Genomic DNA, 26399 nt, shown 5'->3' on the forward strand with positions numbered 1-26399 from the left:
AGAGGGGCGAGCGCCGCGACGACGTCTGATGGAGCAGGGACACCCTGCGCTGGTCGCCACCACGCCCATCTCCCCGAGGTCGGAGCGTGGCGACTCACAGGAAGAACCCGTTGATCGCTGAGCAGCGGTGGCACGCCAGCCCGGGCGCGACGACGGGCCAACGCCGGCGAGCCGGGGAAGCGTCGATACTCCGCTGGATCATGGCCGGGTCCATGATCCAGAGGGAAATCCTCGGACCGGTGATCGAGGCGTCGCCGAGGGTCGCACCAGATCATGGCCCGGCTCATGATCTGGTGCGATTTTCGGAGTCGGAACTCCGAAAATCGCACCAGCTGATCGGCGGCGTCCCGCGTACCGGCCGCCGGCGATTTTCGTCTAGCAGGAGGGCAGCCAGCGGCCGGTGACCAGGTCGGTCCACAGGCGCCGGATCGCGAGGCTGTTGCGGTCGGCCCGGGCGTGGGCGTTCAGGTGCGGCGCGAGTGGGAACGGCGTCGGCAGCAGGTCGAGCAGGTCACGGTCCTCGGTCTCGACGGCGACGTCGAAGGCCAGGATGTCGGCGGCGGGGCGCTCCTGCTCGGTGTCGGTGCGCAGGACGATCTGCACCAGTCGGCACCGTTCGTCGTCGACCGGCGTGATCGCTTTGGTCATCAGATGCCGCAGGCCGTCCGGATAGGTGATGTGGATACGAGCGAAGAACGGCGCGTACAGGTCGGCGACGGTGGTACGTGTCGTCGCGCCGATCTCACCGGGCCGGGATTCGACGTTGACCTGGCCACGCGAGCGCAGGCCGTGTGGCTCGCGGGTCACCACCGTGTCGGTCAGCTCGGCGCGGTCCGGGTTTCCGAACGTGTTCCGGTGCACGAACGCGACGTGGGCCGGGTCGAAGTTGTTCTCCAACAGGTGCATGGCGGTGCACGCGAAGTCGAACTCGTATTCCGGCACCACGCGCCAGGCGGGGTCGTCGTACTCCGGCAACGGCGGGATGTCGACGATCGGATCGTCGGCCAGGCAGACCCACACCATTCCGTGCCGCTCCCGCGTCGCGACCATGGTCAGGCCACTCTTCGTCGGATGCGGCGCGTTCGGGAACTGTGGAATGCGCCGTGTGTGTCCGGCGCCGTCCCATTCCCAACCGTGGTACGGACAGACCAGATGGCAGTTGGCGATCCAGCCCCGTGAGAGCGGTGCGTCCCGGTGCGCGCACCGGTCCAGCGCGCCGCTGGCCGGGGCGCCCGGAGAAGGGCGCCAGAGCACAAGGGGGGTGCCTAGAACGGTAATCGCCACCGGTTCGTCGCCCAGACTCCCGGCCAGACACACGGCGTACCAGAACCTGCGAAGAATTGGATGTTCGGAGATCACCAGATGATCGGGCCCGTCGTGCCGCGTGGCTCGATCCTGGTGCTGGTTGCCGGAAGTCCGTGGGGCCGCCCTCATATCAGGACCGTCCTCCGAGGGCCGCGTGGAGGCGGTAACCAACCGCCGGCCACCCACGAGACCTCTTCCCCGAGCTAACCCCCCGAACATGGCCACCCGGTTTCGGTGCCATTGCGGCCGAGCACCACCCCAGGGCTTTCGGCCACCTCCCCGGGCCTGGCGCGGCGGGGGAGGGCGCGGGTCAGCCGGGGGAGTAGACCGTGTCGCTCGCCAGGCGGGCGGCGCCGACGATGCCGGCCGCGTCGCCCAGCTCGGTGAGGACCACGGGGAGGTTGCCGGTGGCCAGCGGCAGCGACCGGCGGTACACCACGCCGCGGATCTCGGCGAGCAGCAGGTGCCCGAGCCCGGAGACGCCGCCGCCGATGACGACCAGGCCCGGGTTGAAGAACGAGACGAGGCCGGCGAGCACGGTGCCGACCCGCCGGCCGCCGTCGCGGATCAGCGCGAGGGCGGCCTGGTCGCCGTGTCGGGCCGCGGTGCCGACGTCGGCCGCGGTCAGCGGGGCGCCGCCTTCGGCCAGCGCGGCGAGCTCCGGGGAGCGGCCGGAGCGGGCGGCCGCCGCCGCGTCCCTGGCCAGCGCGGCTCCGCCGAAGAACGCCTCCAGGCAGCCGGAGTTCCCGCAGGCGCACGCGGGCCCGGACTCCTCGGCCTGGATGTGCCCGATGTCGCCGGCGCAGCCGTCGACCCCCCGGTAGAGCCGGCCGTCGACCACGATGCCGCAGCCGATGCCTGTGCCGATCTTGACGAAGAGGAAGTCCCTCGCCGACCGGGCGACACCGGCGTGCAGCTCGCCGAGCGCCATCGCGTTGACGTCGTTGTCGACCAGCACGTGGCAGCCGAGCTCGCGGGCCAGCACGTCGCGCACCGGGTAGCCATCCCAGCCCGGCATGATCGGCGGGGCGACCGGGGCGCCGGTGTGGAAGTTCACCGGCCCGGGCAGCCCGATGCCGAGCCCGGCCGGCCGGGCCAGGTGCTGCTCGGCGAGCAGCTTCCTGGTCAGCTCCAGGACGCGGCCGAGCACGTGCTCCGCGCCGCGGCGCACGTCGAGGTCCTCCTCGCGCTGCACGAGCACCTGCAGCCGGCCGTCGGTGATCCCGACCGTCAGCGAGGTGGCGCCGACGTCGACGCCGACGAAACGCAGCCGCCCCGCCAGGTCGACCAGGGTGGCGCGCCGGCCGCCCCGGGACACGCCCGGTCCGATGTCGTCCACCAGCCCGAGCTCGGCGAGCCGGCTCACCTCGGTGGCCACCGTCGTGCGGGACGTGCCGATGCGTTCCGCCAGCTCGACGCGGGACAGCGGACCGCCGTCGCGGAGGTGGCGCAGGATGCGCGCCTGCGTGCCGTTCTCCGCGCCGGCGGCAAGGGTCGAGGCCATGGCGGCTCCTGTCGCGCGGGCCGGTGGCGCCCGGCCGCCGGCCGGCCCGAAGGCCGAGCGGTGAGCGGTCGGGAGGCGCGGCCGGTGGGCCGGCCCGATCATACGGGGCCGGGGCGGCGGGGTGGGTGCGCGCTGACGCCGCGCACCGACGGCGGCGCGGCCCTGCCCTGAGCCACCCACCGGACCCACGGTTGTTTCCTGATCCCGCGATTGGTGTCGACAATGGATGGCCGAGGTGATGCCGGCCGCCTGTTACGGTCCTGGGCGTAACGCTGACGACCTGAAGGTCTAGCGCTCAGGAGGGGCGGTCGGAAAATGGCTGACGCCCAGCCTACGATGCACATTCCCGAGCCCGACAACGGGGCCGACGGACCGGAGCCGCGCAGAAAGACCATCAGCAGTCCCTATCTGCACCGCCTCCAGCGCCGCCACTTCCTGCTGTTCGACGTCGCGCCGATTCTCGGCACCGCGGCGGCCCTCGCCCTGCTGGCGGTGCGCCCCATCGGGGTCACGGAGGTCGCGCTGCTGTTCTCGCTGTGGCTCGTCACCGGGCTCGGGGTGACCGTGGGCTATCACCGGCTCTTCACCCACCGCACCTTCAAGGCGGTGCCCGCCGTCGCGAGCACGCTCGCGGTGCTCGGTTCGATGGCGGGCCAGGGCCCCGTGGTGTCCTGGGTCGCCCTGCACCGGCGTCACCACGAGCGCAGCGACCGCGAGGGGGACCCACACTCGCCCAACCTCGCCGGCGGGGGCGCGCGGGGCCGGCTGCGCGGCCTCGCCCACTCCCACTTCCTGTGGATGCGTCGGCACGAGTACCCGAACGTCGCGCACTACGCGCCAGACCTGATCAGGAACCGCCCGCTGCTGCGCGTCGCCCGGCTCTACTACTACTGGGTCGCGCTCGGGCTCGCGGTCCCCGCGCTTGTCGGCGGGATCGTCTACCAGAGCTGGACCGGAGCGCTGAGCTGCTTGCTCTGGGGCGGGCTGGTGCGGATGTTCGTGCTGGAACACATCATCTGGTCGATCAACTCCGTGCTGCACATGGTCGGTACCCGTCCCTACCAGTCCCGGGACAGGAGCAGAAACGGCGCTTTCTTCGCCCTGCTGACTCTCGGGGAGTCCTGGCACAACAACCATCACGCGTTCCCGGAGTCGCCCTCCTTCGGGCTGAGCTGGTACCGCCTGGACCCGGGCTACTGGCTGATAAGGCTGCTCGCGGCCTGCGGCCTCGCCTCGGATCTCGGCGTTCCGTCCAAGGAACGAATCAGGTCGAGGCGCGTGTCCAGGAAAGACGATCCCGTCACCGCCGCCGCGGCATAAGGAGCAGCCAAGATGACGCCATCCCAGGCGGAGATCGTCCAGTGGTGCCGGGCGTATCTCGCCGACCTGCTCGAGGTGTCGGTCGAGTCGATCGACCCGGACGCGGACTTCGACCGGCTGGGAGTCGACTCCGCGCTCGCCGTGTCCCTGCTGATCGAGGTCGAGGAGCGCTACGGCGTGGACCTCCCGCCGGAGGCGTTGTTCGAGAACCCGAACCTGAGCGCGGTCGCCGCGTACCTGTACGCCCACAGCCCGCGGCAGGTGGCCCAGCCGTGACGGCCGTGTCGGCCGACACCGGCCGGACCAGTCAGGCCGCGGCGGCGATCCGTCACCACTACGACGTCGGCAACGCGTTCTACAGCCTCTGGCTGGACCGGTCCCTGACCTACTCGTGCGCGATGCCCGCCGGTGACGACGACACTCTCGAAGCCGCCCAGGAACGGAAGATCCGTTTTCACCTGGACGCGATCGGTGCCGGTCAGGCCACGAGCGTCCTGGACATCGGCTGCGGATGGGGCGCGGTCCTGGCGCGGCTGGCCGAGACGCACCGCGTCGCCCGGGCCGTCGGGCTCACCCTCAGCGACGAACAGGCGGCCTACGTCCGCGACCGCGGATACCCCGGCGTGGAGGTCCGGACGGACAACTGGCTGGACTACGAGCCGGCGGCCCCGTTCGACGGGATCATCTCGATCGGCGCCTTCGAGCACTTCGCCACCCCGGCGGACCCACCGGCCGAGAAGGTGCGCCTGTACCGGGAGTTCTTCCGCCGCTGCCACGGCTGGCTCAACCAGGGCGGCGTGCTGTCGCTTCAGACGATCGCCTACGCGAACATGTCCCGCGACGACGCGAGCGCGTTCATGCAGCGGGAGATCTTTCCGAACGCGGACCTGCCGACCCTGGCGGAGATCACGGCCGCCGCGGAGGGCGTGTTCGAGGTGCGGTCGGTGAGCAACGGCCGCCTCGACTACGCGTGGACCTGCGAGCGGTGGGCACGCCGGCTGCGCTCCCGCCGCGACGAGGCCGCCGGGCTCGTCGGACCGGAGACGGTGGCGCGGTACGAGCGCTACCTGAAGCTCTCGGCGCTCGGATTCCGCATGGGGAAGATCTGCCTGTTGAGGATCGTGCTGCGCCCATATGACCAGCGGTATTTCGCGGGCTCGGGGGACCGCCGGTACTTCGCGGGCCCGGGGGAGTAGGCGGATGGTCCCGCGGACGCGGCCGGTGGGCGTCGAGCGCGCGGCCGAGCAGCCTCGGCCGCCGGTCCGGTTCAACCCCTTCAGCGCCGAGTTCCAGCGCGATCCCTATCCGGTCTACCGCGAGCTGCGCGAGATCCGGCCCGTGCACAGGACGCTGGGCATGTGGGTCCTGACCCGGCACGCGGATGTGCGGGGCGTGCTGCGTGACCGCACGTTCAGCGCCGGGCTCATCCCGCGGCTGGTCAGCCAGCAGGCGGACCGGTTCGCGCATGTCGACGCGGACCGGATCGTGCGGCTGGGGAACAAGTCGCTGGTCTTCACCGACAACCCGGACCATGCGCGGCTACGTGGCCTGGTGAACCGTGTTTTCACCGCGCCGGCGGCCGCCAGGCTTCGGCCCCGTGTCTCCCAGATCGCCGAGCGCCTGGTGCAGCGGGCCCTGGACGACGGCGGCATGGACGCCATGGCCGACTTCGCCGCGGTCCTGCCGCTCACGGTCATGTGCGACTGGATGGACCTGCCGGGCAGCCTGCGCGCGCAGGTCGGCCCCTGGACCCACGACATCCGTTTCCTGCTCGAGCCGGGGCTGATGAGAGCCGACGACTTCGTGCGCGTCGCGCAGGTCGTCGACCTGTTCGCGCACGCTCTCGACGAGGTCGTCGCCCACCGGCGATCCGCGCCGGGCGACGACCTGATCAGCCACCTGCTCGCCGCCCGCACCGGCGGCGGCGGCGACCGACTCAGCGACGAAGAGCTCGTCTTTGTCTGCATCATGTGCTTCGTGGCCGGCAACGAGACCACAAAATCCCTCATCGGCAACGGCCTGCTCGCACTGCTGCGCCATCCTGACCAGGGCGATCTCCTACGCGACCGGCCCGCGCTGGGCAAGAGCGCCGTCACCGAGGCCCTGCGCTATGACAGCCCGCTCCAGCTCACCAAGCGGGTCGCCACCCGTGACGTCGAGATCGGGGAGGAGCGGGTGCGGACGGGCGACCAGGTTCTCCTGTGCCTGGGCGCGGCGAACCGCGATCCCGCGGTGTTCGGCGAGCCGGACGACTTCGACATCGGCCGGGACGCGCGGGGGCATCTCGCGTTCGGCCACGGGATGCACGGATGCCTGGGAGGAGTTCTCGCCGAGCTGCAGGCCGAGATCGCCTTCGACCACCTGTTCCGGCGCGTCGGGCGCCTGGAGCTGCTCGGCGGTCAGCTCCAGTGGCAGGACCACAGCTTCATCGTCCGCGGCCTGAAAAACCTGCCGGTCACGGTTCGGGGCCGCGGGTGACGGCCGGCCGGCTCCTGACCGACCCCTGGCTGCGAACGGGCACAGGGCCGCGACGGGAGCCGTCGGACGCGGCCGTGCGGCTGCTGTGCCTCCCACACGCGGGCGCCGGCGCCGCGTCGTTCAACCGCTGGCTCGGCCTGTTCGGGCCGTCGATCGCGGTGGTGCGCGTCCAGCTGCCCGGTCGTGAGGACGTCGCGGCGCTGCCCGCGTTCCGCCGGGTCCGCGACGCCGTCGACGCCCTCCTGCCGCGGGTCAGGCGGCACGGCGACCTGCCGGTGGCGCTCTACGGCCACAGCATGGGCGCCCTGGTCGCCTTCGAGCTGGCCAGGGCCCTCGACGCCGAGGGGGTGCCACCGCTGCATCTGTTCGTCTCCGGGCGCCGGGCACCGCAGCGGCCGGCGCGTACGGCGCCGGTTCATCACCTGCCTGACGAGGCGTTCGCCGCCGCGCTGGCCACGATGGGTGGGACGGCACCGCCCCTGGGCCGAAGCCCGGCGCTCCTGCGGTACTCGCTCGGGCTGATCCGCGCCGATCTGGAGCTGTCCGAGGAGTACGCGTACCAGCCGGGTGCCCGGCTGGGCTGCCCAATCACGGCCTTCCACGGAACTGAGGACCCGATTGTCACCGCGGCCGAGGTGGCCGCCTGGGGGGACCTGACCGCGGCGGACTTCGGGATGCACGCGTTCTCCGGCGACCATTTCTTTCATCAGCGTCATCGATCGGCGATCGCGACGCACATCACCCGGGCGTTGGGGTGAGCTTCCGGCGCCCCACCCGGACAGCGGACAGGGCAGGGCATGACACAGCAAGGAACACCGCTTCCCGATGTTCTGCGCCGCCGCGCGACCGACGAGCCGGCCGCCAGGGCATACGTCTTCGTCAACGAGTACCTGGAGGAGACCGCGGTGCTGACCTACCGCGACCTCCACACGCGGGCGCTGGCCGTGGCCGAGCAGCTGCGCCGGCACTGCGAACCGGGTGACCGGGCGCTGCTCCTGTTCCCGCCGGGCCTCGACTTCATCGTCGCGTATTTCGGCTGCCTCTTCGCGCAGGTCATCGCGGTTCCCGCCAGCCCGCCGCGCAGGAATCACGTTCAGGACGCGACATACCGCATCGTCCGGGACTGCGCGCCGGCCGTGGTGCTCACCGTCGGCGCGATGCTCGAGGCCACCAGGGCCGCGCTGGAGCCCTTGCATCCGGAGCTGCGCTGGCTCCCGGTCGACCAGCTGCCCGACGCCCCGGACGGCGGATTCGAGCCTCAGCCGTGCCCGCCGGACGCCATCGCCTTCCTCCAGTACACGTCGGGATCGACCTCCGATCCCAAGGGCGTCATGGTCTCGCACCGGAACCTGTCCGCGAACGAGGAGATGATCCGGCGCGCGTTCGGCCACGACGCGTACTCGACCGTCGTCGGCTGGGCGCCGCTGTTCCACGACCAGGGCCTGATCGGGAACGTCCTGCAGCCCCTCCACCTCGGGGCCACCAGCATCCTCATGTCACCGGGGGCGTTCATCCGCTGGCCGCTGCTCTGGCTTTCGGCCATCTCCCGCTACCGCGCGCATACCAGCGGCGGGCCGAACTTCGCCTTTGACGCCTGTGTCGCCCGCGCCGCCCGCGGGGGACTGCCCGAGCTCGACCTGAGCTGCTGGAAGGTCGCGTTCAACGGCGCCGAGCCCATCCGGCCCGAGACGCTGCGCGGCTTTGCCGACGCGTTCGCGCCCTTCGGATTCAGCGAGAACGCGCTGTACCCCTGCTACGGCCTGGCCGAGGCGACACTGCTGGTGACCGGCAGCGAGAAGGGCCGCGGTCCGCGCATGCTCGAGATGGACACCGAAGCGCTCGGCCGCGGACGGTACGCCGCCGCCCGCGGTGGCGGCGGTCGGACTCTCGCCGGATCGGGCATCGCCCTGTCCGACGAGCACGTCCGGATCGTGGACCCGGAGACGCTGCGCCCCTGTCCCGACGACCACATCGGCGAGGTCTGGGTCGCCGGCGAGCACGTCGCGCGGGGTTACTGGGGACGCCCGGAGGCCACTGCCGGCACCTTCCAGGCCGAGTGCGCCGGTGAACCTGGCCGCGCCTATCTGCGCACGGGCGATCTCGGCCTGGTGGTCGACGGCGAACTGTACGTCGTGGGCCGGCTGAAGGACGTCGTCATCATCCGGGGCAGGAACTACTACCCCCAGGACATCGAGCACACGGCGCAGTCCTCGCATCCCGCGCTGCGGGCCGGTGGGTGCGCCGCCTTCTCGGTTCCCGGCGCCGGCGGCGAGAAGCTTGTGGTCGTCCAGGAGATCAGGGCCGAGCAGCGGCGGAAGGCCGACGCGAACGAGGTCGCCGCGTCGATCCGCGCGGCGGTGCTGCGAGAGCACGAGCTTTCGGTGGGCGACCTGGTGCTCACGCTGCCCGGCCGCCTCCCGAAGACCAGCAGTGGCAAGATCATGCGGGCCGCCGCTCGGAAACGTTACCTCGAGGCCGGTTTCGAGCTCTGGACGGCGCAGACGTCCTCGGTCGCCTGACGGCCCGACCTGTGGAATGGCGGCACGCGGAAAAACGGCACGTGGAAGGACGGTACGTGGACGTTTTCACGGCGCAGAATCCCGACTTCGCCGAGGCCGTGCGGGCCGCGGTGCTCAGCATGCCCGCCGCCAGGCATCTGGGATTCGTGTTCGGGCGGATCGCGCCGGGCGAGGTCGAGATCGTTCAGCCGTACCGAGAGGAGCTGACCCAGCACGACGGTTTCATTCAGGGAGGCGTGCTCGGCGCCCTGGCGGACTTCGCCGGGGGCTCGGCCGCCGGAACGCTGCTGCCGCCGGGATGGACGAACATGACCATCGACTACACGGTCAAGATCGTGGCGCCGGCCAGGGGCGACAGTGTGGTGGCGCGTGGGCGGGTCGTCAAACCCGGAATGACCCTGTCCGTGGCCGCCGCGGATGTCTTCGCGCTCGGCGACACGGGGGAGACGCTGTGCGCGACCGCTCTCGTGACCATGCGCAATCTCCGCATACCCAGGACCTGACGGCCGCGAACTCCCCGACCCCTCAGTGATCAGGGCCGGCCTGGCCCGGCCACGGAGGGCGAGGGAACTCCGCCGGTGGCCGGTGGCGCTGGAGGCCGGTGGTGATCTGGTGGGATCGTCGGAGTCAGAGCGAGCAACTGAAATTACTCAAGTCACGACGCAAAAGCATATGTGACGCTGGTCACCTGACGGTCCGCCGGTCGGGACATCCCCATAAAACGATCTTCGTGGTTGCGAGCCAGACCCGTGTTTCGCACGTCGGGTTGTGGCGGGTGTAGCCGCCTCGGCGATCATGCTGTCAGTCGGCCAGGTTGTAGGCGACGGGATGCAGTGGCTGATAGATCGGCAACTCGCCGCCGCTGGGGAGGGGAATCGTGGCGAGCCGGCCCCAGCGAAGTTCGGTGACGTCGCGGGAAACGTCGACGCCGGTGGCCGCGACCGCGTCGAGTGCCTCGTCGACGTCGGGGCACAGCAGGTAGAACTCGTGCCGTGGCGCGTCGTCGGTCGGGTGTACGGCGATTTCGGCGGGTGGCAGCTTGAAGACGAGCCACCCTGCGCCGGCATCGACGTGGGGGAATCCGAGGACGTCGCGGATGAACTCCCGGTCGGCGGCGGCGTCATGGCTGTAGAGGATCACGTGCGCACCGTCGAACACGTCGTCTCCTTCTTCGGGCAGCTTGCCGCCCTGCGGTGTGCCATGCGGCGTCTTCGTGGGAGAAACGAGGACGCCGCCGCGCTCGGCGAGTTGAGAGGCGGTGCCGGCAGGGCTCCTGTTTGTGAGATTACGCGGGGCCCGCATAGGGCGGTGCGACGCCCGTGGTGTGTCCTGCTCCACGTGCGGCGCCGGACCGTACAACTTCCTGATCCGGGTCCTCGCGGACGGCCCGGTCCGGCGCTGGGTGGACCGCGTCACCGGCCTCTTGCTGAGCGCCTTTGGCGTCCGCCTCGCCGTCGAGCCCTGGCGGAGCCGCCTGTTCCGGAGCTCACCGTCGGCATCTGCCCAGGCGGCGGGCCAAGCCGATCGCGCCGACGACGGCAAACGCTGCCCCGGCAGCAGCCCCCGCCAGGTCCCACCACATCGGCTCGCCATCCAGCTGGCTTGCCAGAGCCACGTGTCCGGGCTGGTCAGGATCGTAGACGACCCGGATGGTGTCCACCCGTGTGCACGGCGGAGGTCACCGAGAAGCCGATCCTGCGCTGTTCGACGACCTGACCAGCGGCGTACCCATTCGCCGATCACGGCTGGAGGCTCATCGGTCGAGCGTCAATGATCGTCGGTGGGGTATGAGAACTGGCGTCCGGCCGACCGTCGACGGCCATTCCCGGAAGATCCATGGGAAACATCCTGGCGCGGCCGCTGCGGCCGCCGGCGCAGGTTCGCCGCGCCGCTGACTTGCCGGCGTCGCTTATGCCTGGTCGGCCGCGTCGAGGAACTTCGCCAGCAAATCGGTGATCGCGGCGGGTTGTTCCAGGGTGCTCGTGTGCCCGCAGTTCGGGATGATCTGTAGCTTGGCGCCGGGAATACCGGCGGCCAGGCGTTCGGCGTCCGCCGGCGGCGTGGCCAGGTCGTCGGCGCCGACGACGACGAGCGTGGGAACGGTGATTCCGCCGATCTCCTGGTACACCGGCACGCGGTCCGCCACCGCGAGGACCGCACGGCGAATCCCGGCGCGGTCGCCACGGCGTAGCCGGCGGACCCACTCGTCCATGACGGGTTCGCTACCCGGGTCGGCGAGGAAGCCCGCACCGAACAGGAGCGGGGCGACCTTGCTCTTGACCGGCCTGATGCCGAGGAACCGGTAGGCCAGGGAAAGCAGCCGAAACTCCCCGACCCTGTCAGGATTTTCCGGGCCGGCACTCGTGTCCAACAGGGTCAACGAGCGCAGCAGCTCGCCGTGGCGGGCCGCGAGGCGTTGCCCGACGAATCCACCCATGGACAGTCCGACCCAGTGAACCGGGGCCACGTCGAGCTTCTGGATCAGGGCGACCGCGTCGTTGGTGAGGGTGTCCATGTCATAACCGCCGGGGGCCGCCGGACTGGCGCCCTGTCCCCGCCAGTCCACCGCCACGCAGCGGTATCTGTCGCGCAGAGCGGTGATCTGCGGGCGAAACATCCAGCCGCCGAACAGCAGCCCGTGGCCGAACACGATCGTCGGCGCGTCGGGCAGGTCGGTGGGAGCTCCGGTGTCGGAGTAGGAGATCGTCGCCCCGCTGACGTCGATGGTCGGCATGGCCCCTCGTCTTCGTGGCAGTTCTCAGACCGGCCCAGTATCGGTGGCACGGAAAAGGTGATCAACCAACGGCGCGTGGATGGCCGGCGAAGTCGCCTACCGCCGGCTTCGTTGCGTCCGGCCAGGGATGGTGCACGCGAGGGATGGCGTGCGCGAGGGCTGCTGGCGCTCACCGTCGGCGCGTCGCGAACTGTGCGGACGCGCCGATCTCGCCGGAGCGCGGACGTTCTGGTTGACTCCGGGGCGTGGCCGACGACAGTCTCGCCGACTTCGAGGCGAAGAGCTTCACCCACGACGGCAGGACTCGGACGGTGTACCGGGCTGGCACGGGCCCGGCCGTGATCGTGATCGCCGAGATGCCGGGAATCACTCCCAAGGTGGCCGCGCTCGCGCGCCGGATCGTCGGCATCGGCTGCACCGCGGTGATGCCGCACCTGTTCGGTGTTCCCGGCAAGGACCCACTCGCCGGCGGCAGGCTGGGCTGGATGCGATACGGCGCGTCGTCGATGCTGCCCGTCTGCGTCAGCCGCGAGTTCACCGTCCTGGCGACGAATCGGACGTCACCCGTGGTCTCGTGGCTGCGCGCCCTCGCCGCGGACGAGCACACGCGCTGCGGCGGGCCCGGTGTGGGGGCCATCGGCATGTGCTTCACCGGCGGGTTCGCGTTGGCGATGGCGACCCACCCCAGCCTGATCGCTCCGGTGCTGGCTTCGCCGTCCCTACCGTTTCCGCTCACCAAGGGCAGAAAAGGTGCCATCGACTGTTCCGGCGCCGACCTGGACGTGATCAAGGGGCGGTGCGCCGCGGAAAACCTGCAGGTGCTTGGCCTGCGTTTCCGGGGCGACACCATCGCACCCCCTCAGCGTTTCCAGTTCCTGCGGGAGCAGCTCGGTGACGCCTTCGTCGCCGTCGAACTCGACGACAGCAGCGCCAACCCCGAGGCGCTGATGAAGCCGCACTCCGTCGTCACCGAGCACCTGATCGACGAGCCGGGCCAGCCGACGCGGGCGGCGCTCGACCAGGTCCTCGACCTGTTCCGAACACGCCTCCTACTACCTCGGAATGGCGAACTACCGGAATAGCACGCGCCCGGACGGATCGCCGACGCGGCGAGCCGTTGCCGTCGATCAGCTCGGGCGCCCGTCGTAGGACGTGCGGCAGGCACGGCCGAGCCCACTCGGTCCGTCCAGCCGGCCGACGGCCCGCGGCCGCGGCTGACGGCCTGCCGCTGACGGGGCCGGTTCCATGGCTGGCGAGACACGGGTCACGCCCGCGCCCCGCCAGCCCATGGCTCCTGGTGGTTCGTGGGCTAGGCCGATTCGGTGGGCAGGCCGGCGTCCACCCAGTCCTGGATGCCCTCGCGGTACTTGCGGACGTTCGAGTAGCCGAGCGCGGTGAGCCGGTCGGCGACCTGTCCGCTGTTGGGGCAGGCCGGGTTGGAGCAGTAGGTGACGATGGCGGCGTCGCGGTCCGGCAGCGAGGCCGGCGCCTTGGCGTCGACCTCGGCCGGGACCAGGGCGAGCGCGCCGGGCAGGTGCTGCTGTGCGTAGTACCCGCCGCCCAGCGCGTCGACGACGGTCACGTTTCCGGCGTCGATCGCCGCCTTCAGCTCGTCACGGGTGATGAGTGCGGTCATGCCACTGCCTCCTGGAGACGGACTATAGTCCGGTTATGTCCCAGGATATTAACGGACCGCAGTCCGGTTGCGCAACCCCACTGGAGCTGTTCCACGCCCCGCCGCCCAGGGAGCGAGCCGACGCCGCACGCAACCGGGCCGCCGTGCTCGAGGCGGCCGCCCGGCTGTTCGCCGAGCGCGGGGTGGCGGCGGTCTCCATGGACCAGGTCGCGGCAGCCGCGGGCGTGGGCAAGGGCACCCTGTTCCGCCGCTTCGGCGACAAGGCGGGCCTGGCGGTCGCGCTGCTCGACCTGCGGGAGCGGGTGTTGCAGGAGGCGATCCTGCGCGGGCCGGCGCCACTCGGTCCCGGCGCGCCGTCCGCCGAACGGCTCACCGCGTTCGTCGACTCCTACCTCGACTACCTGCTGGAACACCTGGACCTGGTGCGGATGTCGGAGACCGCGGCCCCCGGCGCGCGCTACCGGATCGGGGCCTACCGGTTCTGGCACCGGCACGTGGCGATCCTGCTGGACGGCGTACCCGACCCGGACCACGCCGCGCACACCCTGCTCGCCGCGCTGGCGGCCGAGCACGTGGCCGCCCTGCTGCCCGAGCTAGGCGAGCCGCGCATGAGAACGGGCCTGCGCCGTCTCGCCGACGACTACTCCCGGTGGCGCGACCCGTCTCCGAGCCCGGCCCACGACCAGACCCAAAGGCCGGGGATCACCCCTTAACTGGTGCTCGACCGATGGGGCTGAGAAACAACTGGCCTGGTGCATTTCGAAAGGCGCCCGCTCGGCGCCGTCGACATGGACTGCGCGCGCCTGTAGGCGGCGCCGCGCGGCGGAGGAAACGGACGGACCTCAGCTGGTGCGGCGGGCGGCGAGGTGGCCGAGCCAGCCGTCTGGATGGCGGATCTCGACGGCGTCGGCCTGTGCGCCCGCCCGGACGCGCATGCTCAGGGAACCGCCGCCGTCGGCCAGTTCGATGACCGCCAGCTCCAGCTCGGGGGGTTCGAGCGGGAGCAGGCGGTCACGCAGCACCGCGTAGCTGACGGCGTACAGCTCACCCGGTACCGACCAGCCGTCGGCGGTGACCGGCTCCAGGCCGGGAAACTCGTCACGGAACGACCAGAACCGGTAGCGCGGCGCCGTCCACGCCCGGCCCAGGAACTCCGCGTCCGCCAGCGGCGCATGGATCGAACCGCCGCTCATCGCCTGGCCGTTGACGAACATCCGGACCATGCCGGACCGGTTGCCGAAGTGGGGCAGGCCGACGCCGAGGTCGTCGACGCCCTGCCGTGCACCCATGTTCACGTCGGTCATGTTCAGTCATCCCCTACCGGGCCGGCAGCGTGGCCGGTACGGCGTGCGTGCCCGCGGACGGCGTGCGCGAGGGCCGCGGCGACGGCCTGCTCCTCGTCGCCGCTCGCGAGCGCCGCGATCAGCGCCCTGTGCTGCTCGACCGGCTCGTAGCCGCCCTGCTGGACGTAGTCGTCGGTCGGGTACAGGAACGCCTGCGACTCCAGGAAGGTCGACGTGCGCGTGCTGAACGCCGCCCGGTTCACAGCCATGTGCAGGTCCAGGTGCGCCATCGCGAACGCCGGGCTGCCGATCCCGCCGTCGCGCAACGCCGCGTCCAGCGGGCCGAGTTTGTCGAGGATCGTCTGCCAGTCGACCTCGGCCGCGCGCCGGCTCACCAGCCGGGCCACCACCTCGTCGAACGCGACCCGCAGCAGGTGCATCTCGGCGCGTTCCCGTGGCCCGACGGCGCAGACCTCCAGCTGGCCGCGCCGGATCCGGGTCACCAGCGCCTCGCTGGTGAGGCGCTGCAACGCCTCCCGGACCGGCGTCCGGCTCACCCCGAGCTCCTCGGCGATCCGGTCCTCCACGAGCCGGGTGCCGGGTGGCAGCTCGCCCGTCATCACGGCCTGCCGCAGGTAGCGGTACACGCGCTCGCGCACGGTCGCGGCGCCGGCGGCGCCCGTAGCGGCCATGGCGGAGGTGGGGGCCGGGGCCATCGCGGCGTCGGTGGGGGCCGCGCCAACGACCGGCGAGGCGTCGGACCCGGTGCCGGACCTGGAGCCGTGCGCGAGCCCGCCCGGCTCGGACGGGCGCAGTACCTCGGGTGTCATGGGTTCTCCTGGGTCAGGACCGCGCGGACCGCCGCCGCGCGGGAGGCGTGCGTCGCGCGTTGCATCAGCGTCCCCGAGCTCACGGTGGCGCCCGCGGCCAGCGCGCGCCCCTGCAGCTCGGACAGGCGGTTGTTCAGGTCGAAGAACGCGCCTCCTGGCCCGAGCAGCAGTTCGGTCGGGAAGGGGAACGGATGGGCCTCGGACTCGGGCGTCTCCCCCCACGTGGTGGAGTTGATGAGGATCGTCGGGGGCCGGCCGGCGAGTGCGTCCGCGAGGTCGACGGGGGCGACCGCGTCGGCGCCGGCCAGCCCGGCGAGCTCCGCCGCGCCCGCCGTCGACCGCGCGCTGACCAGCAGGCGCGCCACCGGCCACACGCGGCGTACCGCGAGCGCGACCGACCGGGCCGACGCGCCGGCGCCGAGCAGCACAATGCTGGCCGGGACACGTCCGGCGGCGAGCAGCTCGAGCACGGCCTGCGCCGCCCACGAGTTGGTGTTCACCCCGATCGGGCCGGCCCCGGACGGCTGCGTCCCGGCCGGGGCGCCGGGCGCCCAGGCGGCCGGTGGCCGAAGCACGGTGTCGACGACCCCGGTGGTGGCGGCCGACGGGGAGAGCCGGCCCAGCCGGGCGGCGACGTCGCGCTTCCACGGGCTGAGAACGACGCCCAGCGTCCAGCCGGGGTCCGCGACGAGCGCGTCCGGGTCGGCGAAGGGACGGGCCGTTCCGAGGGTGAGGCCGGCGGCGGTGACCGCGCGCGCGAGCATCGGGCTGCCTACGGCGTGCGGCGCGGTGGTGCCGATCGCGCCGATCCCGACCGTCGGACCAGGAACGCCGGCCGCGCCGACGTGGGCACCGTCCGTTCGGACGCCGAGCGGCCCGAGCTCGGCGGCGAGGAAGGCGGCGACCGTCATGCCGACGACGTCGTCTCCGGGAACCGGACCGCCGTTCGGCCAGATCGGCCCGGGGGCGAGGCTCGTCCAGGCGGCGACGGTGGCGGTCATGCCAGGCCCCCGGCGCGTGCCGCGGCGACGGGGATCGGCGTCGCGGTGACGGGGGCGGCCGTTCCGGTGGCCGTCGCCGGCACCGGGGCGAGCTGCCGCCCGCGCGCCGCGCCGAGGGCCTGGCCGTCCTTGGCGACGAGCTCGCCGCGCAGGTAGGTGGCCCGTACGGCACCGACCGTCGGCCAGCCCGCGTACGGCGTCACCGGGTGCTTGGAGTGCAGCCGCCCGGGGTCGATCTCGCCGGGCGCGGCCGGGTCGACGAGCACCAGGTCGGCGTCGGCGCCGACGCCGAGGTGGCCCTTGCGGTCGTCGAGCCGCCAGGTTCTGGCCGGGGTGTGGCAGCACAGCCGGACCAGGTCGGGGAGGGTGAGCCGGCCTCGGTGTACCTCGGTGAGCAGCAACGGCAGCATCGTCTCCACGCCGATGAAGCCGCCGTGCGCCCGCCACACGTCCACCTCAGTCTGCTCGTCGGCGGTGTGCGGCGCGTGGTCGGTCGCGATGATGTCGACGTCGCCGGCCGCGATACCCCGCCACAGCGCGGCGACGTCGTCCGCCGGCCGGATCGGCGGGTTCAGCTTCACCAGGTTCCCGTACCGGTCGTACGCGGTGTCGTCGAGCAGCAGGTGGGCGACGAGCACCTCGACCGTGACCCGATGACCTAGCGAGCGCAGCAGGCGGACCCGGTCGAGCCCGGCGGCGGTGGACAGGTGATGGATGTGCAGCTGGGTGCCCGCCGCGCCGGCCAGTGTGATGATCCTGGTGACGGCCTCGACCTCGACGACGGCCGGCCGGCCCTCCAGGTGGGCGTGGGGGTCGGTGCGCCCGGCCGCGCGCAGCTCGGCGGACAGCCGGCGCAGCAGCGCGTCGTTCTCCGCGTGCACGCCGACGACGAGACCGGCGGCCGCCGCGGCGCGCAGCCCGGTGAAGATCGCGCCGTCGTCCGGGCACGGGTTGTCGCCGGTCGTCTGCCCCATGAACAGCTTGAGGCCCATCGCGCCCGCGGCGGCCATGCCGGCGATCTCGTCCGCGTTCGCCTTGCCGAGCATGCCGTACAGGCCGAAGTCGACGTGCGCCTTCGGCGCGACGAGTGCGAGCTTCTCGGTGAAGCCGGCGGCGGTCTCCACCGGTGGCAGCGTGTTCGGCATGTCGACGACGGTCGTCACCCCGCCGGCCGCCGCCGCCCTGGTGCCGCTGGCGAAGTCCTCCTTGCGGGTCATCCCCGGCTCGCGCAGGTGGACGTGCACGTCGACGAGGCCGGGCAGCACCACCAGGCCGGTCGCGTCGAGCTCCCGCAGCCCGCCGCCGAGCTCGGTGCCGACCGCGGCGACCCGGCCGTCGCGGATGCCGAGGTCGGTGCGTACCGCCCGGTCGTGCGAGACGACCGTGCCGCCGTGTACGACCAGGTCGAACGGCGGCCCCGCCGCGGCAGGGCCGGCGTGGCTGTTCATGAGCGTGCTCCTCGGTTGCGTGTCCAGGGTGGCGGGACGGCGTCGATGGTGACAGGCGACGCCGTGCAGGGTGACGGCGCGACGCCGTCCAGGGTGACGGCGTGACGGCGGCCGGTCAGGCGGGCAGCTGCATCGACTTCACCTCGGTCAGCTCGGCGAGCCCCTCCCGGCCGTGCTCGCGTCCGTTCCCGGACTCCTTCACCCCGCCGTACGGCGCCGACAGGTTGAACCCGCCGCCGTTGACGACGACCTGGCCGGCCCGCAGCCGCCGGGCGACGGCGACCGACCGGTCCAGGTCGCCGCTCCAGACCGAGGCGGTCAGCCCGTAGCGGGTCCCGTTCGCCACCGCGACCATCTCGTCGACGTCGTCGCAGGCGTGCACGGTCAGCACGGGCCCGAAGATCTCCTCCTGGGCGAGCGGGTGGTCGGGCGGGACGTCGCTGAACACCGTCGGGCGGATGTAGTAGCCGCCGGCGGCGCCGTCGGGGAGCCCCTCCGGGGCGCCCGGGCCACCCGCGAGCAGGCGGAGGCCAGAGTCGACTCCGGAGCGGAGGTAGCCGGCGACCCGGTCGCGCTGGACGGCGCTCACCACCGGGCCGAGCCGCGTCCCGGCGGCCCGCGGCGGCCCGGCCACGGTGTCCGCGACCAGGCCCACCAGCTGTTCCTCCACCTCGGGGAGCAGCGACCGCGGCACGATCAGCCGGCTCTGCGCCCCGCACACCTGGCCGTTGTTGAAGAAGCAGCTGCCGAGGACGGCCGGCAGCGCGGTGTCCAGCGGTGCGCCCGGCAGCAGCAGCGCCGGGTTCTTGCCGCCGAGCTCCAGCACGCTGCGGGTGATCGTGGCGGCGGTCGCGGCGAGGATCTGCCGGCCGACCGCCCGCGAGCCGGTGAAGCTGATCATATCGACGTCCGGGTGGGAGACCAGCGCGGCGCCGACGGTCGGGCCGGTGCCGCCGACGACGCCCACGACACCGGGCGGCAGGTCCAGCTCGGCGAGCAGCCGGGTCGCCGCCCAGGCGGCCAGCGGCTTCACCTCCGACGGCTTGACCACCACGGTGTTGCCGAGCACGATCGCCGACGAGATCTTGCTGACCAGCATGTGCAGCGGGAAGTTCCAGGCGGTGATGGCGGCGACCAGGCCCGCGGGCTCCCGCACGACGAGCGAGATGCCCTCGCGGCGCGGCGTGAGCACCGCCTCGGCCAGCTCCTCCAGGTGCTCCAGGCAGGCGACCGCCCTGCCGACGTGGATGTTGCGGGCGAACGCCGGGAGCAGGCCCATCTCGTCGATGACCAGCTCGGTGAGCGAGTCCGCGGCGGCGGCGAGCTTGCCGCGCCACGCGTCCAGGTAGGCCATCCGCTCCCGCAACGGGGTGGCCGCCCAGCCGGGCTGCGCGGCCTGGGCGGCGGCCAGCGCCCGCGCGACGAGCGCGTCGTCGCCCTGCCCGGCATACCCGATCACGGCTCCGTTCGACGGGTCGTGCACTGGCAGGGCATCGCCGCCGGTGCCCTCGAGCAGCTCGCCGGCGACGAGATGGCCGGTGACGGGATGGTCGCTGGGGGCCACGGTTCCTCCTGTGATGGGCGTGGGCGGCGGACTAGAGGGCCAAAGGGTGTGCGAAAATGATCTTCCTTCGCACACCCGGCGGCCGTTGTCCCCAGGATCACTGACGGGGCAGGGCGGTGGACGGTTCGTGGTCGGGCTGGTCAGCAGCTGGGCCAGCGGCAGGCCGTTCGGGCGGTCACCTCGGCGGGTCCAGCAGCGGGACGCCCAGGTCGAGCACCTCGGCGGCGCGGGCCGCGCCGCGCCGCGCCGCCCGCCGCGCCGGGGACCCGGCGGCGAGGTAGTGATCGGCGTGCCGGGTCCCGGCGGACAGGAAGCTCAGTGCGAGTGCCCTGGCCCCGTCGGCGAGCAGCAGCCGGGCGCTCGGGGACGCCGACGCGGCGGCGAACGCGGCCTCGTGGTTGCCGCAGCCGCCGGTCTCCAGGCGAAGCATCGGCTGGATCATCGGGATCGCCCAGGACAGGTTCCCGACGTCGGTGCTGGCGGCCCGCCCGGACGGAGGTGTGTACGTCTCGCCGGCGCCATCCTCGCCGTCCTCCTCGCCGCCGTCGACGTTGACGAAGCTCAGGTCGACGCCGCCGAACCGGGGACACGCCTGGGCGAACAGGCGCGACAGCAGCCGGTCATAGCGGATCTCGGAGAACCGCGGCAGGGTGCGGCGCAGGGTCGGCGCGCAGCCGGCGGCCAGCCCGCCGGCGCGCAGGCAGTCGCCGACCCGGGCGGTGACGCCGTCGAGCGTGCCGGCGTCGGCCGCGCGCACCTTCACCGTCATCGCGGTCCGGTCCGGGATGATGTTGACCGCGTCGCCGGCGTCGGTGACCAGGGTGTGGACGCGGACGCTGTCGGGCAGCTGCTGGCGCAGCAGGCCGATCGCGACGCTCGCGACGGTGATCGCGTCGTAGGCGTTGCGGCCGCGCTCCGGGAACGACGACGCGTGCGCGGCCTTGCCGGCGTAGCCGACCGCGAGGGTGTCGTTGGCGAGCGTCGCCGGGCACAGCTCGTCCCGGTTGGCTGGGTGGATCTGCCCGGCGAGGTGGACGTCGTCGAACACGCCGGCCTCGATGAGGTAGATCTTGCCACCGGCGTTCTCCTCGGCCGGGCAGCCGATCACCAGCACCCGCAGCCCGGCCGCGTCGGCGACGCTCGCGAGCGCCGCGCCGGCGGCGACGGCCATCGTGCCGATCAGGTTGTGCCCGCAGGCGTGCCCGATGCCGGGCAGCGCGTCGTACTCCGCGGTGAACGCGACGGTGAGCGGGCCGCTGCCATACTCGGCGCGAAACGCCGTCGGCATGCTGGCGAGCCCGCGGGTGACGGTGAAGCCGTGCTCGGTGAGCGCGCCGCACAGCGCGTCGGCGGCGTGGTACTCGACCAGCCCCAGCTCGGGATGGGCGTGGATGGCCAGCGAAAGCTCCCACCAGCGCCCAAGCCCGGCGGCGAGATGGTCCTCGACCCGGGCGACGAGGGCCGGGTCGGCGTCGACGACGCCGGCCAGCGACGACCCACCCGGCTCGCCGAACGCCAGCTCGGCCGGGGCGACGGCGAGCGCCAGGCCGGTCACCGGGCACCCCCGGCCGCCCCCGACGCGGTCGGGGCGACGGCGAAGCCGAACCGGTCGGCGAGCGCGACCAGGCCCGACGGCAGCGCGTAGGCGGCGAGCCCGAGCAGCGCGGCGACGGCCGACGTCGCCCACAGCAGCTCGCTGTCCCGGTTCGCCAGGGACGTCGTCATCAGCTCTCCGACCCCTTCCAGCCCAGACAGCCATTCGGCGAGCAGCGCGGCGAGCACCGCCATCGGCGCGGCGACCCGCAGCCCGACCAGCAGGCTGCCGACGGCGTTCGGAAGCAGCCCGGTGCGCAGCCGGCGCGCGAACGGCGTCGCGTACAGGTCCTGCAGCTCGCGCACCTCCGCCGGCAGCGACTCCATCCCGTCCAGCGCGGCGATCAGCAGGGTGAACACGGTGACCACGACGACGCAGGCGACCGACGTGCCGAGGCCCCGGCCCGTGATCATGGTGAGCAGCGGCGCCACGCCGACGATCGGCAGGGTCCGGAACAGCAACGCGTACGCGGTCAGCGGGGTACGGACCAGCGGCAGCCGGATCGCGGCGACGGCGAGCAGCAGGGCCGCCGCGGCGGACGCCGCGAGCCCCAGCACCGCGCCCTGAAGGGTCACCCAGCAGCGATCGACCAGCAGCGGCGCGTTCGACCACGCCGCCCGCGCCGCCTCGGCCGGCGACGCGACCTGGTAGGTGGGCACGTCGCCGGCCCAGACGTAGAGCTGCCAGCCAGCGACCAGGACGGCCAGCGCCCCGGCGACGCTGGCCGCGTGCGCTCCCCGGCGGGCGGCCACGCCCCGGCGGCCGGCGGAGCCTTGCCGGGCGGTGGTGCCTCGGCGGCGGTCGGTCGACGGGGCGTTCACCGGATCCTCCTGCGCAGCGGTGTCATCAGGGCGGCGGCCAGCGCGAACAGGACGAGCGCGGCGAGCGCGGCGAGCAGCAGCGCCGCCCACAGCACCTCGGGCTGGTAGCTGAACAGCGCGTTGACCATCACCTGGCCGAGGCCACGGGTGCCGGTCGCGCCCGACCACTCGGCGACGATCGCGCCGACGAAGCAGGCCGGCAGCATCGCGCGCAGCCCCAGGTCGATGACCGGCACACTGTTCCAGAAGCCGACGTGCCACCACCAGCGCAGCCGGCCGGTCGAGTACAGCGCGCCGAGCTCGTCGCGGCCGCGGGCGGTGGCCAGCGCGGAGCCGGCCAGCATCGCGGCCACCGGCACCAGCCCCGACAGCACGGTCACCGTGGTCACGAGCGTCTGGCCGCGGGTCATCACCAGCGCGAGCGCCGGGGTGACGGTGATCAGCGGCAGTGACCCGATGACGACGGAGGCACCGCCGAGCGCCGGGGTGAGCGCGGGTACCGCGGCGACCACGACGACGCCGACGGCGGTCACCGCGAGCAGGATCCCGACCCCGGTGAACGTCGCGGTCAGCGTCGGCTCGGCGTTCCACCAGATCATCGACCACTGGTCGTGCAGCGCCCGCACGGTCGCGGCCGGGCCGATCAGGCCGGCGCCAAGCCAGCCGGTCGCGGCGAGCGCGGCCCACAGCGCGGGCAGCGCGACGACCGCCACGGCGGCGACGAGCACGCGGACCGGGAGCGGCGGGCGCGCCACACCGGCCGCCCCGGCCCCGCGCCGGGACGCCGGGGCCGGCGACGGCCCCGACGCGGACGCTGACCCCTGCCGCGGCCCCGTCGGCGGCGCCGGTCCCGAGGCCGCGGCGGCTGCCGGGGCGGCCGCCGCCGTCATCGCGCGCCCTCCAGCGCGGCGCGGATGGCGCGGCAGCGGGCCGCGAACTCGGCGCTGTCCCGCTGCTCGCGCCGGTCCGGCCGGGGCACCGGCACCTCATGCACGGCGTGCACCGAGCACGGGCGCGGGCCGAGCACGACGACCGTGTCGGCCAGCAGCACCGCCTCGTCCACCGAGTGGGTGACCAGCAGGCAGGTGGTGCCGGTGTCGGACAGGATGCGCAGCAGCTCGAAGTTCAGGTCGGCGCGGGTGATCTCGTCGAGGGCGCCGAACGGCTCGTCGAGTAGCAGCACATCCGGCCGGGTCGCCAGGGCCCGGGCGAGGGCGACCCGCTGGCGCATCCCGCCGGACAGCTCCCGTGGCCGCCGGCCCGCCCAGTCCGCCAGGCCGGTGATCTCCAGCAGGTGGTCGACCCAGGCCCGGTCCTTCGGCAGCCTGGCCAGGTCGAACGGCAGCTCGATGTTGCGCCGCACCGACCGCCAGGACAGCAGCCCCGGGTCCTGGAACGCGAACCCGGCCCGGCGGGCGCGCCTGAGCTGCGCGGGCGAGACGCCGGCGACGTCGATGGTGCCGGCGGTCGGCTCCAGCAGCCCGGCGACCAGGCGCAGCAGCGTCGACTTGCCGCAGCCGGACGGTCCTACCAGCACGCCTATGCCGCCCACGGGCACGGTGAAGCTGACGTCGTCGACGGCGGTGACGGCGCCGCGCCGGCCGGGGTATCCGAAGCTCACGCCGTCGACCCGCAGCACCGGCGGGCCAGCCCCGCCGGCGACCGCGGGCGCGGGGTACCGCCCAGGGCCCGCCGCCGCCGACGTGGGCGCCGATGCCGAGGCCGACGTGGGTGCTGGTTCCGGCATGGCGGACCTGGGCCCTGGCACGTCGGTCCCGCCGCTGGCGGTGGCCGTGCCGCCGGTCTGGGCGCGGCCGGTGGTGGGTGGGGCCATGCTCATGCGGGAACCTCCCGGGGTCGGGGCGCTGGGGCGCTGGACGGTTCGGGGCGGTGGTGCACCTGGGTTCCGGCGACCCACACCTCGGCGACGTGCGCCGGGCCGGCCGCGGCCACCGCGATGTCGGCGAGCGGCCAGTCCGGATGGCCGAACAGATGCCGCCACGGGCTCAGGTCGAGCAGGACGAGGTCCGCGAGCCGGCCCTCGGCGGGCGGCCGCGGCGCGGCCGCGCCGAACGCGGCGCGCCCGGCGGAGGTGGCGAGCGCGAGCGCCGCGGTGCCCGGCACCCGCCGGTGGGCCTGGGCCTGCCAGAGCCCGCGGGCCAGGCGCAGCTCCGCCCAGCCGTCGTGGTCGTCGGACAGGGCGAGCCCGTCCAGGCCGAGGCAGGCGGCGCGGACCCTGGCCGCGGCCCGGGCGACCGGCGCGACACCGGCGGCCAGCCGCAGGTTCGACGAGGCGTTCAGGGCGAGCGTGACGCCCCGCTCGCCGAGCAGCGCCAGCTCGTCGTCGCGCAGCTGGGTGCCGTGCGCGACGGTGGTCCGCTCGGTGAGCAGCCCGAGCCGGTCCATCGCGGGCAGCAGCCCGTCCGGGTACACGTCGTCCGCCCAGGCTCGTTGTCCCGGGCTTTCCAGCAGGTGCAGGTGCAGCCGGCGGCCGGTCGCGGCGCTGTGCTCGGCGAGCCGGGCCAGCGTCGCCTCGGCGACCCACTGCGGGCCGACCGGGCCGAGCTGGACGTCGACCAGCCCGGCGGCCCGCGAGCCGGTGACCTCGGCCGTCAGCTCGCCGGCGAGCCGCTCGACGTCCTCGATCAGCGCGTCGACGGCGGCGCGGCCGGCACCGGGCGCGTCGCGCCGCCGCCCTCGGCGGTCGCCGCCCGCGTCGAGGACCGGGAACGCGACGGCGGCGCGGATCCCGCGGGCGATCGCCGCCCTGGCCGCCGCCCGCACCTCGCCGACGACGTCGGGCCCCGTCGGGTTGACGCAGAAGACCGCGGCGCCGACGCCGGCGCGCAGCATGGCGCCCGCGGCGAGCCCGACCAGCTCGTCCTGGCCGCGCGGGCGGACCGGGCGGTCCAGCGTTTCCAGCCACTCCTCGAGCGGTGCGTCGGGAATGCCCGCGTCGACGGTGCCCGGGCCGCGCCCGTGGTCGTGCCCGTTCAGCAGCGGCGGGCAGAGCACCAGCGCCGTCGGCGGCGACGAGCCGGCCGCCGGTGCCGGGCGCAGGGTCGTGATGACGCCGTCGTCGACCGCCAGCTCCCACTCGGCACCCGCGCCCGCGCGCGCTTCGGGCAGGCCGGCGTCGCCGATGACGCCGGCCAGCCGCCAGCGGCCGGTGCGAGTGGCGCTCATGGTGTGGACGGTCATCATCGGGTCCCCGGTCGTCGTCCTGTCCCGCCCTCGTGCCCGGTGACGTCGGCTACGCCGTCGCTCCGGCGCCGACGAGGATGTCGGTCGTCATGACGGCGGCGTAGTCGACCGGCTTCTCGATGAGGCCAGCGGTCTTGTAGAGGTCGTAGACCTTCTCGAACGCGGCCTGGTCGACCCACATCAGGCCGTGCTTCTCGGTGTCCGGCCCGGTGATCAGCGGCACGGCGGCCTTCGCCGACTCCTTCTCGTCGGCGAGCACCGCGCCCGTCTCGTTGTGGTACTGGTCCCAGGTGTACTGGGCGATCTCCTCGGGGTTCTTCACGAAGTAGTCCCAGCCCTTGCGGTCCGCCCGCAGCCACTTGGTGAGCAGGTCCTTCTTCCCCTCGACGGTCTTCTTCGTCGCGAACAGGGCGTTGCCGTAGTCGGGGTTGCCCAGCTGGGAGAAGTAGGTGATGGTGACCGGCACGCCGGACTGGCGCAGCGACAGGCCCTGCTGGGTGCCGTAGCCGATGTAGCCGTCGACCTGCTTGGAGCTCAGGATGCTCGGGTCCGTGCCGACCGGGACCATCTTCACGGTCGACGGGTCGACGCCCGCCTGGCTGAGCATCGCCGACAGCAGCGGGCGTTCCGTGGTCGGCAGGCCGACCGTCTTGCCGGCCATCGCGGCGAGCGACGTCACCGGGTTGCTCTCGAGGGACATCAGCGCGTTCGGGGTCGACTGGTAGATCGTGGCGAACGCCATCACGGGAATGCTCTTGCTGACGGACAGCAGGATGTCGGAGCCGTTCGCGTCGCCGATGTCGGCCTGGCCGCTGGTCACGACCGAGACCGGGTCGATGTTCGGGCCGCCGGAGACGAACTTCGCGTCGATGCCCTCGGCGGTGAAGTAGCCGTTCTTCAGCGCGGCGAAGTGCCCGCCGAACTGGGTGAACTTCTTCCAGCCGAGCTGGCAGGTAACGGTCGTGAGACCGGCGGCGGACGTGGACGAGCTGTCGTCGTCCGAGCCGCAGGCGGCGAGCAGCGGGCCGGCGGCGAGCAGCGCACCCCCGCCGAACAGACCACGCAACACGGCACGGCGGCTGGTGGTGGAGTCGAGCGCAGACATGGTTTTCCTCTCCGGAACACCGAAGGAGCAGGCAGGGAAGGACGGGGGAGCCG

General features: G+C 73.1%; 25 protein-coding genes and 1 pseudogene. 9 read left to right on the plus strand and 17 right to left on the minus strand.

Going from position 1 to position 26399, the window contains the following annotated elements; all coding sequences use genetic code 11:
- Nucleotides 1–375: 375 nt before the first annotated feature.
- From BCD48_RS54100 to BCD48_RS26920, 3 genes and pseudogenes are all read right to left on the minus strand, one after another.
- Nucleotides 376–1050, minus strand: a complete 675-nt coding sequence (locus BCD48_RS54100) for a hypothetical protein (protein ID WP_241842016.1) — start codon at nucleotides 1048–1050, stop codon at nucleotides 376–378.
- Between the two features lie 42 nt (nucleotides 1051–1092).
- Nucleotides 1093–1524: pseudogene (locus BCD48_RS54105) on the minus strand (Rieske 2Fe-2S domain-containing protein); the annotation flags it as partial.
- Between the two features lie 91 nt (nucleotides 1525–1615).
- On the minus strand, nucleotides 1616–2809 hold the full coding sequence (locus BCD48_RS26920) for an ROK family transcriptional regulator (RefSeq protein ID WP_071051158.1): 1194 nt from the start codon (nucleotides 2807–2809) through the stop codon (nucleotides 1616–1618).
- Between the two features lie 315 nt (nucleotides 2810–3124).
- On the opposite strand from BCD48_RS26920, the gene BCD48_RS26925 reads away from it, so the two are divergent.
- Genes BCD48_RS26925 through BCD48_RS26955 form a run of 7 tightly spaced genes read left to right on the plus strand, consistent with a single transcriptional unit; the run spans nucleotide 3125 to nucleotide 9629 of the window.
- Nucleotides 3125–4129 (plus strand): acyl-CoA desaturase, encoded by a 1005-nt coding sequence (locus BCD48_RS26925; RefSeq protein ID WP_071051159.1) that lies wholly within the window; start codon nucleotides 3125–3127, stop codon nucleotides 4127–4129.
- Nucleotides 4130–4141: 12 nt separating this feature from the next.
- Entirely contained in the window at nucleotides 4142–4405 is a 264-nt protein-coding gene (locus BCD48_RS26930) for an acyl carrier protein (protein WP_071051160.1), read from the plus strand.
- Complete coding sequence (locus tag BCD48_RS26935) at nucleotides 4402–5325, plus strand: SAM-dependent methyltransferase (RefSeq protein ID WP_071051161.1); 924 nt, start codon at nucleotides 4402–4404, stop codon at nucleotides 5323–5325. Before BCD48_RS26930 ends, BCD48_RS26935 begins: the two co-directional genes overlap by 4 nt.
- Before the next feature lie 4 nt (nucleotides 5326–5329).
- Nucleotides 5330–6607: a cytochrome P450 gene (locus tag BCD48_RS26940; protein WP_071051162.1), complete on the plus strand. Its 1278-nt coding sequence runs from the start codon at nucleotides 5330–5332 to the stop codon at nucleotides 6605–6607.
- Entirely contained in the window at nucleotides 6604–7365 is a 762-nt protein-coding gene (locus tag BCD48_RS26945) for a thioesterase II family protein (RefSeq protein WP_241842008.1), read from the plus strand. The genes BCD48_RS26940 and BCD48_RS26945 overlap by 4 nt, the downstream gene beginning before the upstream one ends.
- A 39-nt stretch (nucleotides 7366–7404) precedes the next feature.
- Entirely contained in the window at nucleotides 7405–9126 is a 1722-nt protein-coding gene (locus tag BCD48_RS26950; protein ID WP_071051163.1) for a fatty acyl-AMP ligase, read from the plus strand.
- Between the two features lie 56 nt (nucleotides 9127–9182).
- Nucleotides 9183–9629 (plus strand): PaaI family thioesterase, encoded by a 447-nt coding sequence (locus tag BCD48_RS26955; protein ID WP_071051164.1) that lies wholly within the window; start codon nucleotides 9183–9185, stop codon nucleotides 9627–9629.
- 298 nt (nucleotides 9630–9927) lie between these two features.
- Here BCD48_RS26955 and BCD48_RS26960 read toward each other — a convergent pair whose 3' ends face one another.
- Nucleotides 9928–10284: a VOC family protein gene (locus BCD48_RS26960; protein WP_071051165.1), complete on the minus strand. Its 357-nt coding sequence runs from the start codon at nucleotides 10282–10284 to the stop codon at nucleotides 9928–9930.
- A 751-nt stretch (nucleotides 10285–11035) separates the two neighbouring features.
- A complete protein-coding gene (locus BCD48_RS26965) occupies nucleotides 11036–11860 on the minus strand; it encodes an alpha/beta fold hydrolase (protein ID WP_071051166.1) in 825 nt (274 codons plus the stop codon).
- 245 nt (nucleotides 11861–12105) lie between these two features.
- Here BCD48_RS26965 and BCD48_RS26970 point away from each other — a divergent pair, with 245 nt between their 5' ends.
- Entirely contained in the window at nucleotides 12106–12942 is an 837-nt protein-coding gene (locus tag BCD48_RS26970; RefSeq protein WP_071051167.1) for a dienelactone hydrolase family protein, read from the plus strand.
- A 227-nt stretch (nucleotides 12943–13169) separates the two neighbouring features.
- On the opposite strand, the gene BCD48_RS26975 is transcribed toward BCD48_RS26970, so the two are convergent.
- Entirely contained in the window at nucleotides 13170–13496 is a 327-nt protein-coding gene (locus tag BCD48_RS26975; RefSeq protein WP_071051168.1) for a rhodanese-like domain-containing protein, read from the minus strand.
- Nucleotides 13497–13531: 35 nt separating this feature from the next.
- Between BCD48_RS26975 and BCD48_RS26980 the strand changes: the two genes are divergently transcribed.
- The gene (locus BCD48_RS26980; RefSeq protein ID WP_071051169.1) at nucleotides 13532–14209 is read left to right on the plus strand and encodes a TetR/AcrR family transcriptional regulator; all 678 of its coding nucleotides are present in this window, start codon (nucleotides 13532–13534) and stop codon (nucleotides 14207–14209) included.
- Nucleotides 14210–14338: 129 nt separating this feature from the next.
- Here BCD48_RS26980 and BCD48_RS26985 read toward each other — a convergent pair whose 3' ends face one another.
- The 11 genes from BCD48_RS26985 to BCD48_RS27035 all read right to left on the minus strand — a co-directional run bounded on the left by BCD48_RS26985 (nucleotide 14339) and on the right by BCD48_RS27035 (nucleotide 26346).
- Nucleotides 14339–14800, minus strand: coding sequence for an allophanate hydrolase-related protein (locus BCD48_RS26985; protein WP_198543402.1), 462 nt, complete (start codon nucleotides 14798–14800; stop codon nucleotides 14339–14341).
- A 2-nt stretch (nucleotides 14801–14802) separates the two neighbouring features.
- Nucleotides 14803–15609 carry a GntR family transcriptional regulator gene (locus BCD48_RS55025; RefSeq protein ID WP_198543403.1) on the minus strand — a complete coding sequence of 269 codons (807 nt, stop codon included), beginning with the start codon at nucleotides 15607–15609 and terminating at the stop codon, nucleotides 14803–14805.
- Nucleotides 15606–16610 carry a hypothetical protein gene (locus tag BCD48_RS26995; protein ID WP_071051170.1) on the minus strand — a complete coding sequence of 335 codons (1005 nt, stop codon included), beginning with the start codon at nucleotides 16608–16610 and terminating at the stop codon, nucleotides 15606–15608. Before BCD48_RS26995 ends, BCD48_RS55025 begins: the two co-directional genes overlap by 4 nt.
- Nucleotides 16607–18058, minus strand: coding sequence for an allantoinase AllB (allB, locus tag BCD48_RS27000; protein WP_071051171.1), 1452 nt, complete (start codon nucleotides 18056–18058; stop codon nucleotides 16607–16609). The genes BCD48_RS26995 and allB overlap by 4 nt, the downstream gene beginning before the upstream one ends.
- A 115-nt stretch (nucleotides 18059–18173) precedes the next feature.
- A complete protein-coding gene (locus BCD48_RS27005; protein ID WP_071051172.1) occupies nucleotides 18174–19622 on the minus strand; it encodes an aldehyde dehydrogenase family protein in 1449 nt (482 codons plus the stop codon).
- 175 nt (nucleotides 19623–19797) lie between these two features.
- Nucleotides 19798–21177: a M20 family metallopeptidase gene (locus BCD48_RS27010; RefSeq protein ID WP_071051173.1), complete on the minus strand. Its 1380-nt coding sequence runs from the start codon at nucleotides 21175–21177 to the stop codon at nucleotides 19798–19800.
- Complete coding sequence (locus BCD48_RS51575; protein WP_157910570.1) at nucleotides 21174–22037, minus strand: ABC transporter permease; 864 nt, start codon at nucleotides 22035–22037, stop codon at nucleotides 21174–21176. Before BCD48_RS51575 ends, BCD48_RS27010 begins: the two co-directional genes overlap by 4 nt.
- Entirely contained in the window at nucleotides 22034–22792 is a 759-nt protein-coding gene (locus tag BCD48_RS51580; RefSeq protein ID WP_157910571.1) for an ABC transporter permease family protein, read from the minus strand. Before BCD48_RS51580 ends, BCD48_RS51575 begins: the two co-directional genes overlap by 4 nt.
- Before the next feature lie 131 nt (nucleotides 22793–22923).
- Nucleotides 22924–23877 carry an ABC transporter ATP-binding protein gene (locus tag BCD48_RS27025; protein WP_198543404.1) on the minus strand — a complete coding sequence of 318 codons (954 nt, stop codon included), beginning with the start codon at nucleotides 23875–23877 and terminating at the stop codon, nucleotides 22924–22926.
- Nucleotides 23874–25223, minus strand: coding sequence for an amidohydrolase family protein (locus BCD48_RS27030; protein ID WP_157910572.1), 1350 nt, complete (start codon nucleotides 25221–25223; stop codon nucleotides 23874–23876). The genes BCD48_RS27025 and BCD48_RS27030 overlap by 4 nt, the downstream gene beginning before the upstream one ends.
- Nucleotides 25224–25290: 67 nt before the next feature.
- Nucleotides 25291–26346: an ABC transporter substrate-binding protein gene (locus tag BCD48_RS27035; protein ID WP_071051176.1), complete on the minus strand. Its 1056-nt coding sequence runs from the start codon at nucleotides 26344–26346 to the stop codon at nucleotides 25291–25293.
- Nucleotides 26347–26399: the final 53 nt, after the last annotated feature.

Source organism: Pseudofrankia coriaricola (assembly GCF_001854805.1).
Lineage (GTDB): Bacteria > Actinomycetota > Actinomycetes > Frankiales > Frankiaceae > Pseudofrankia.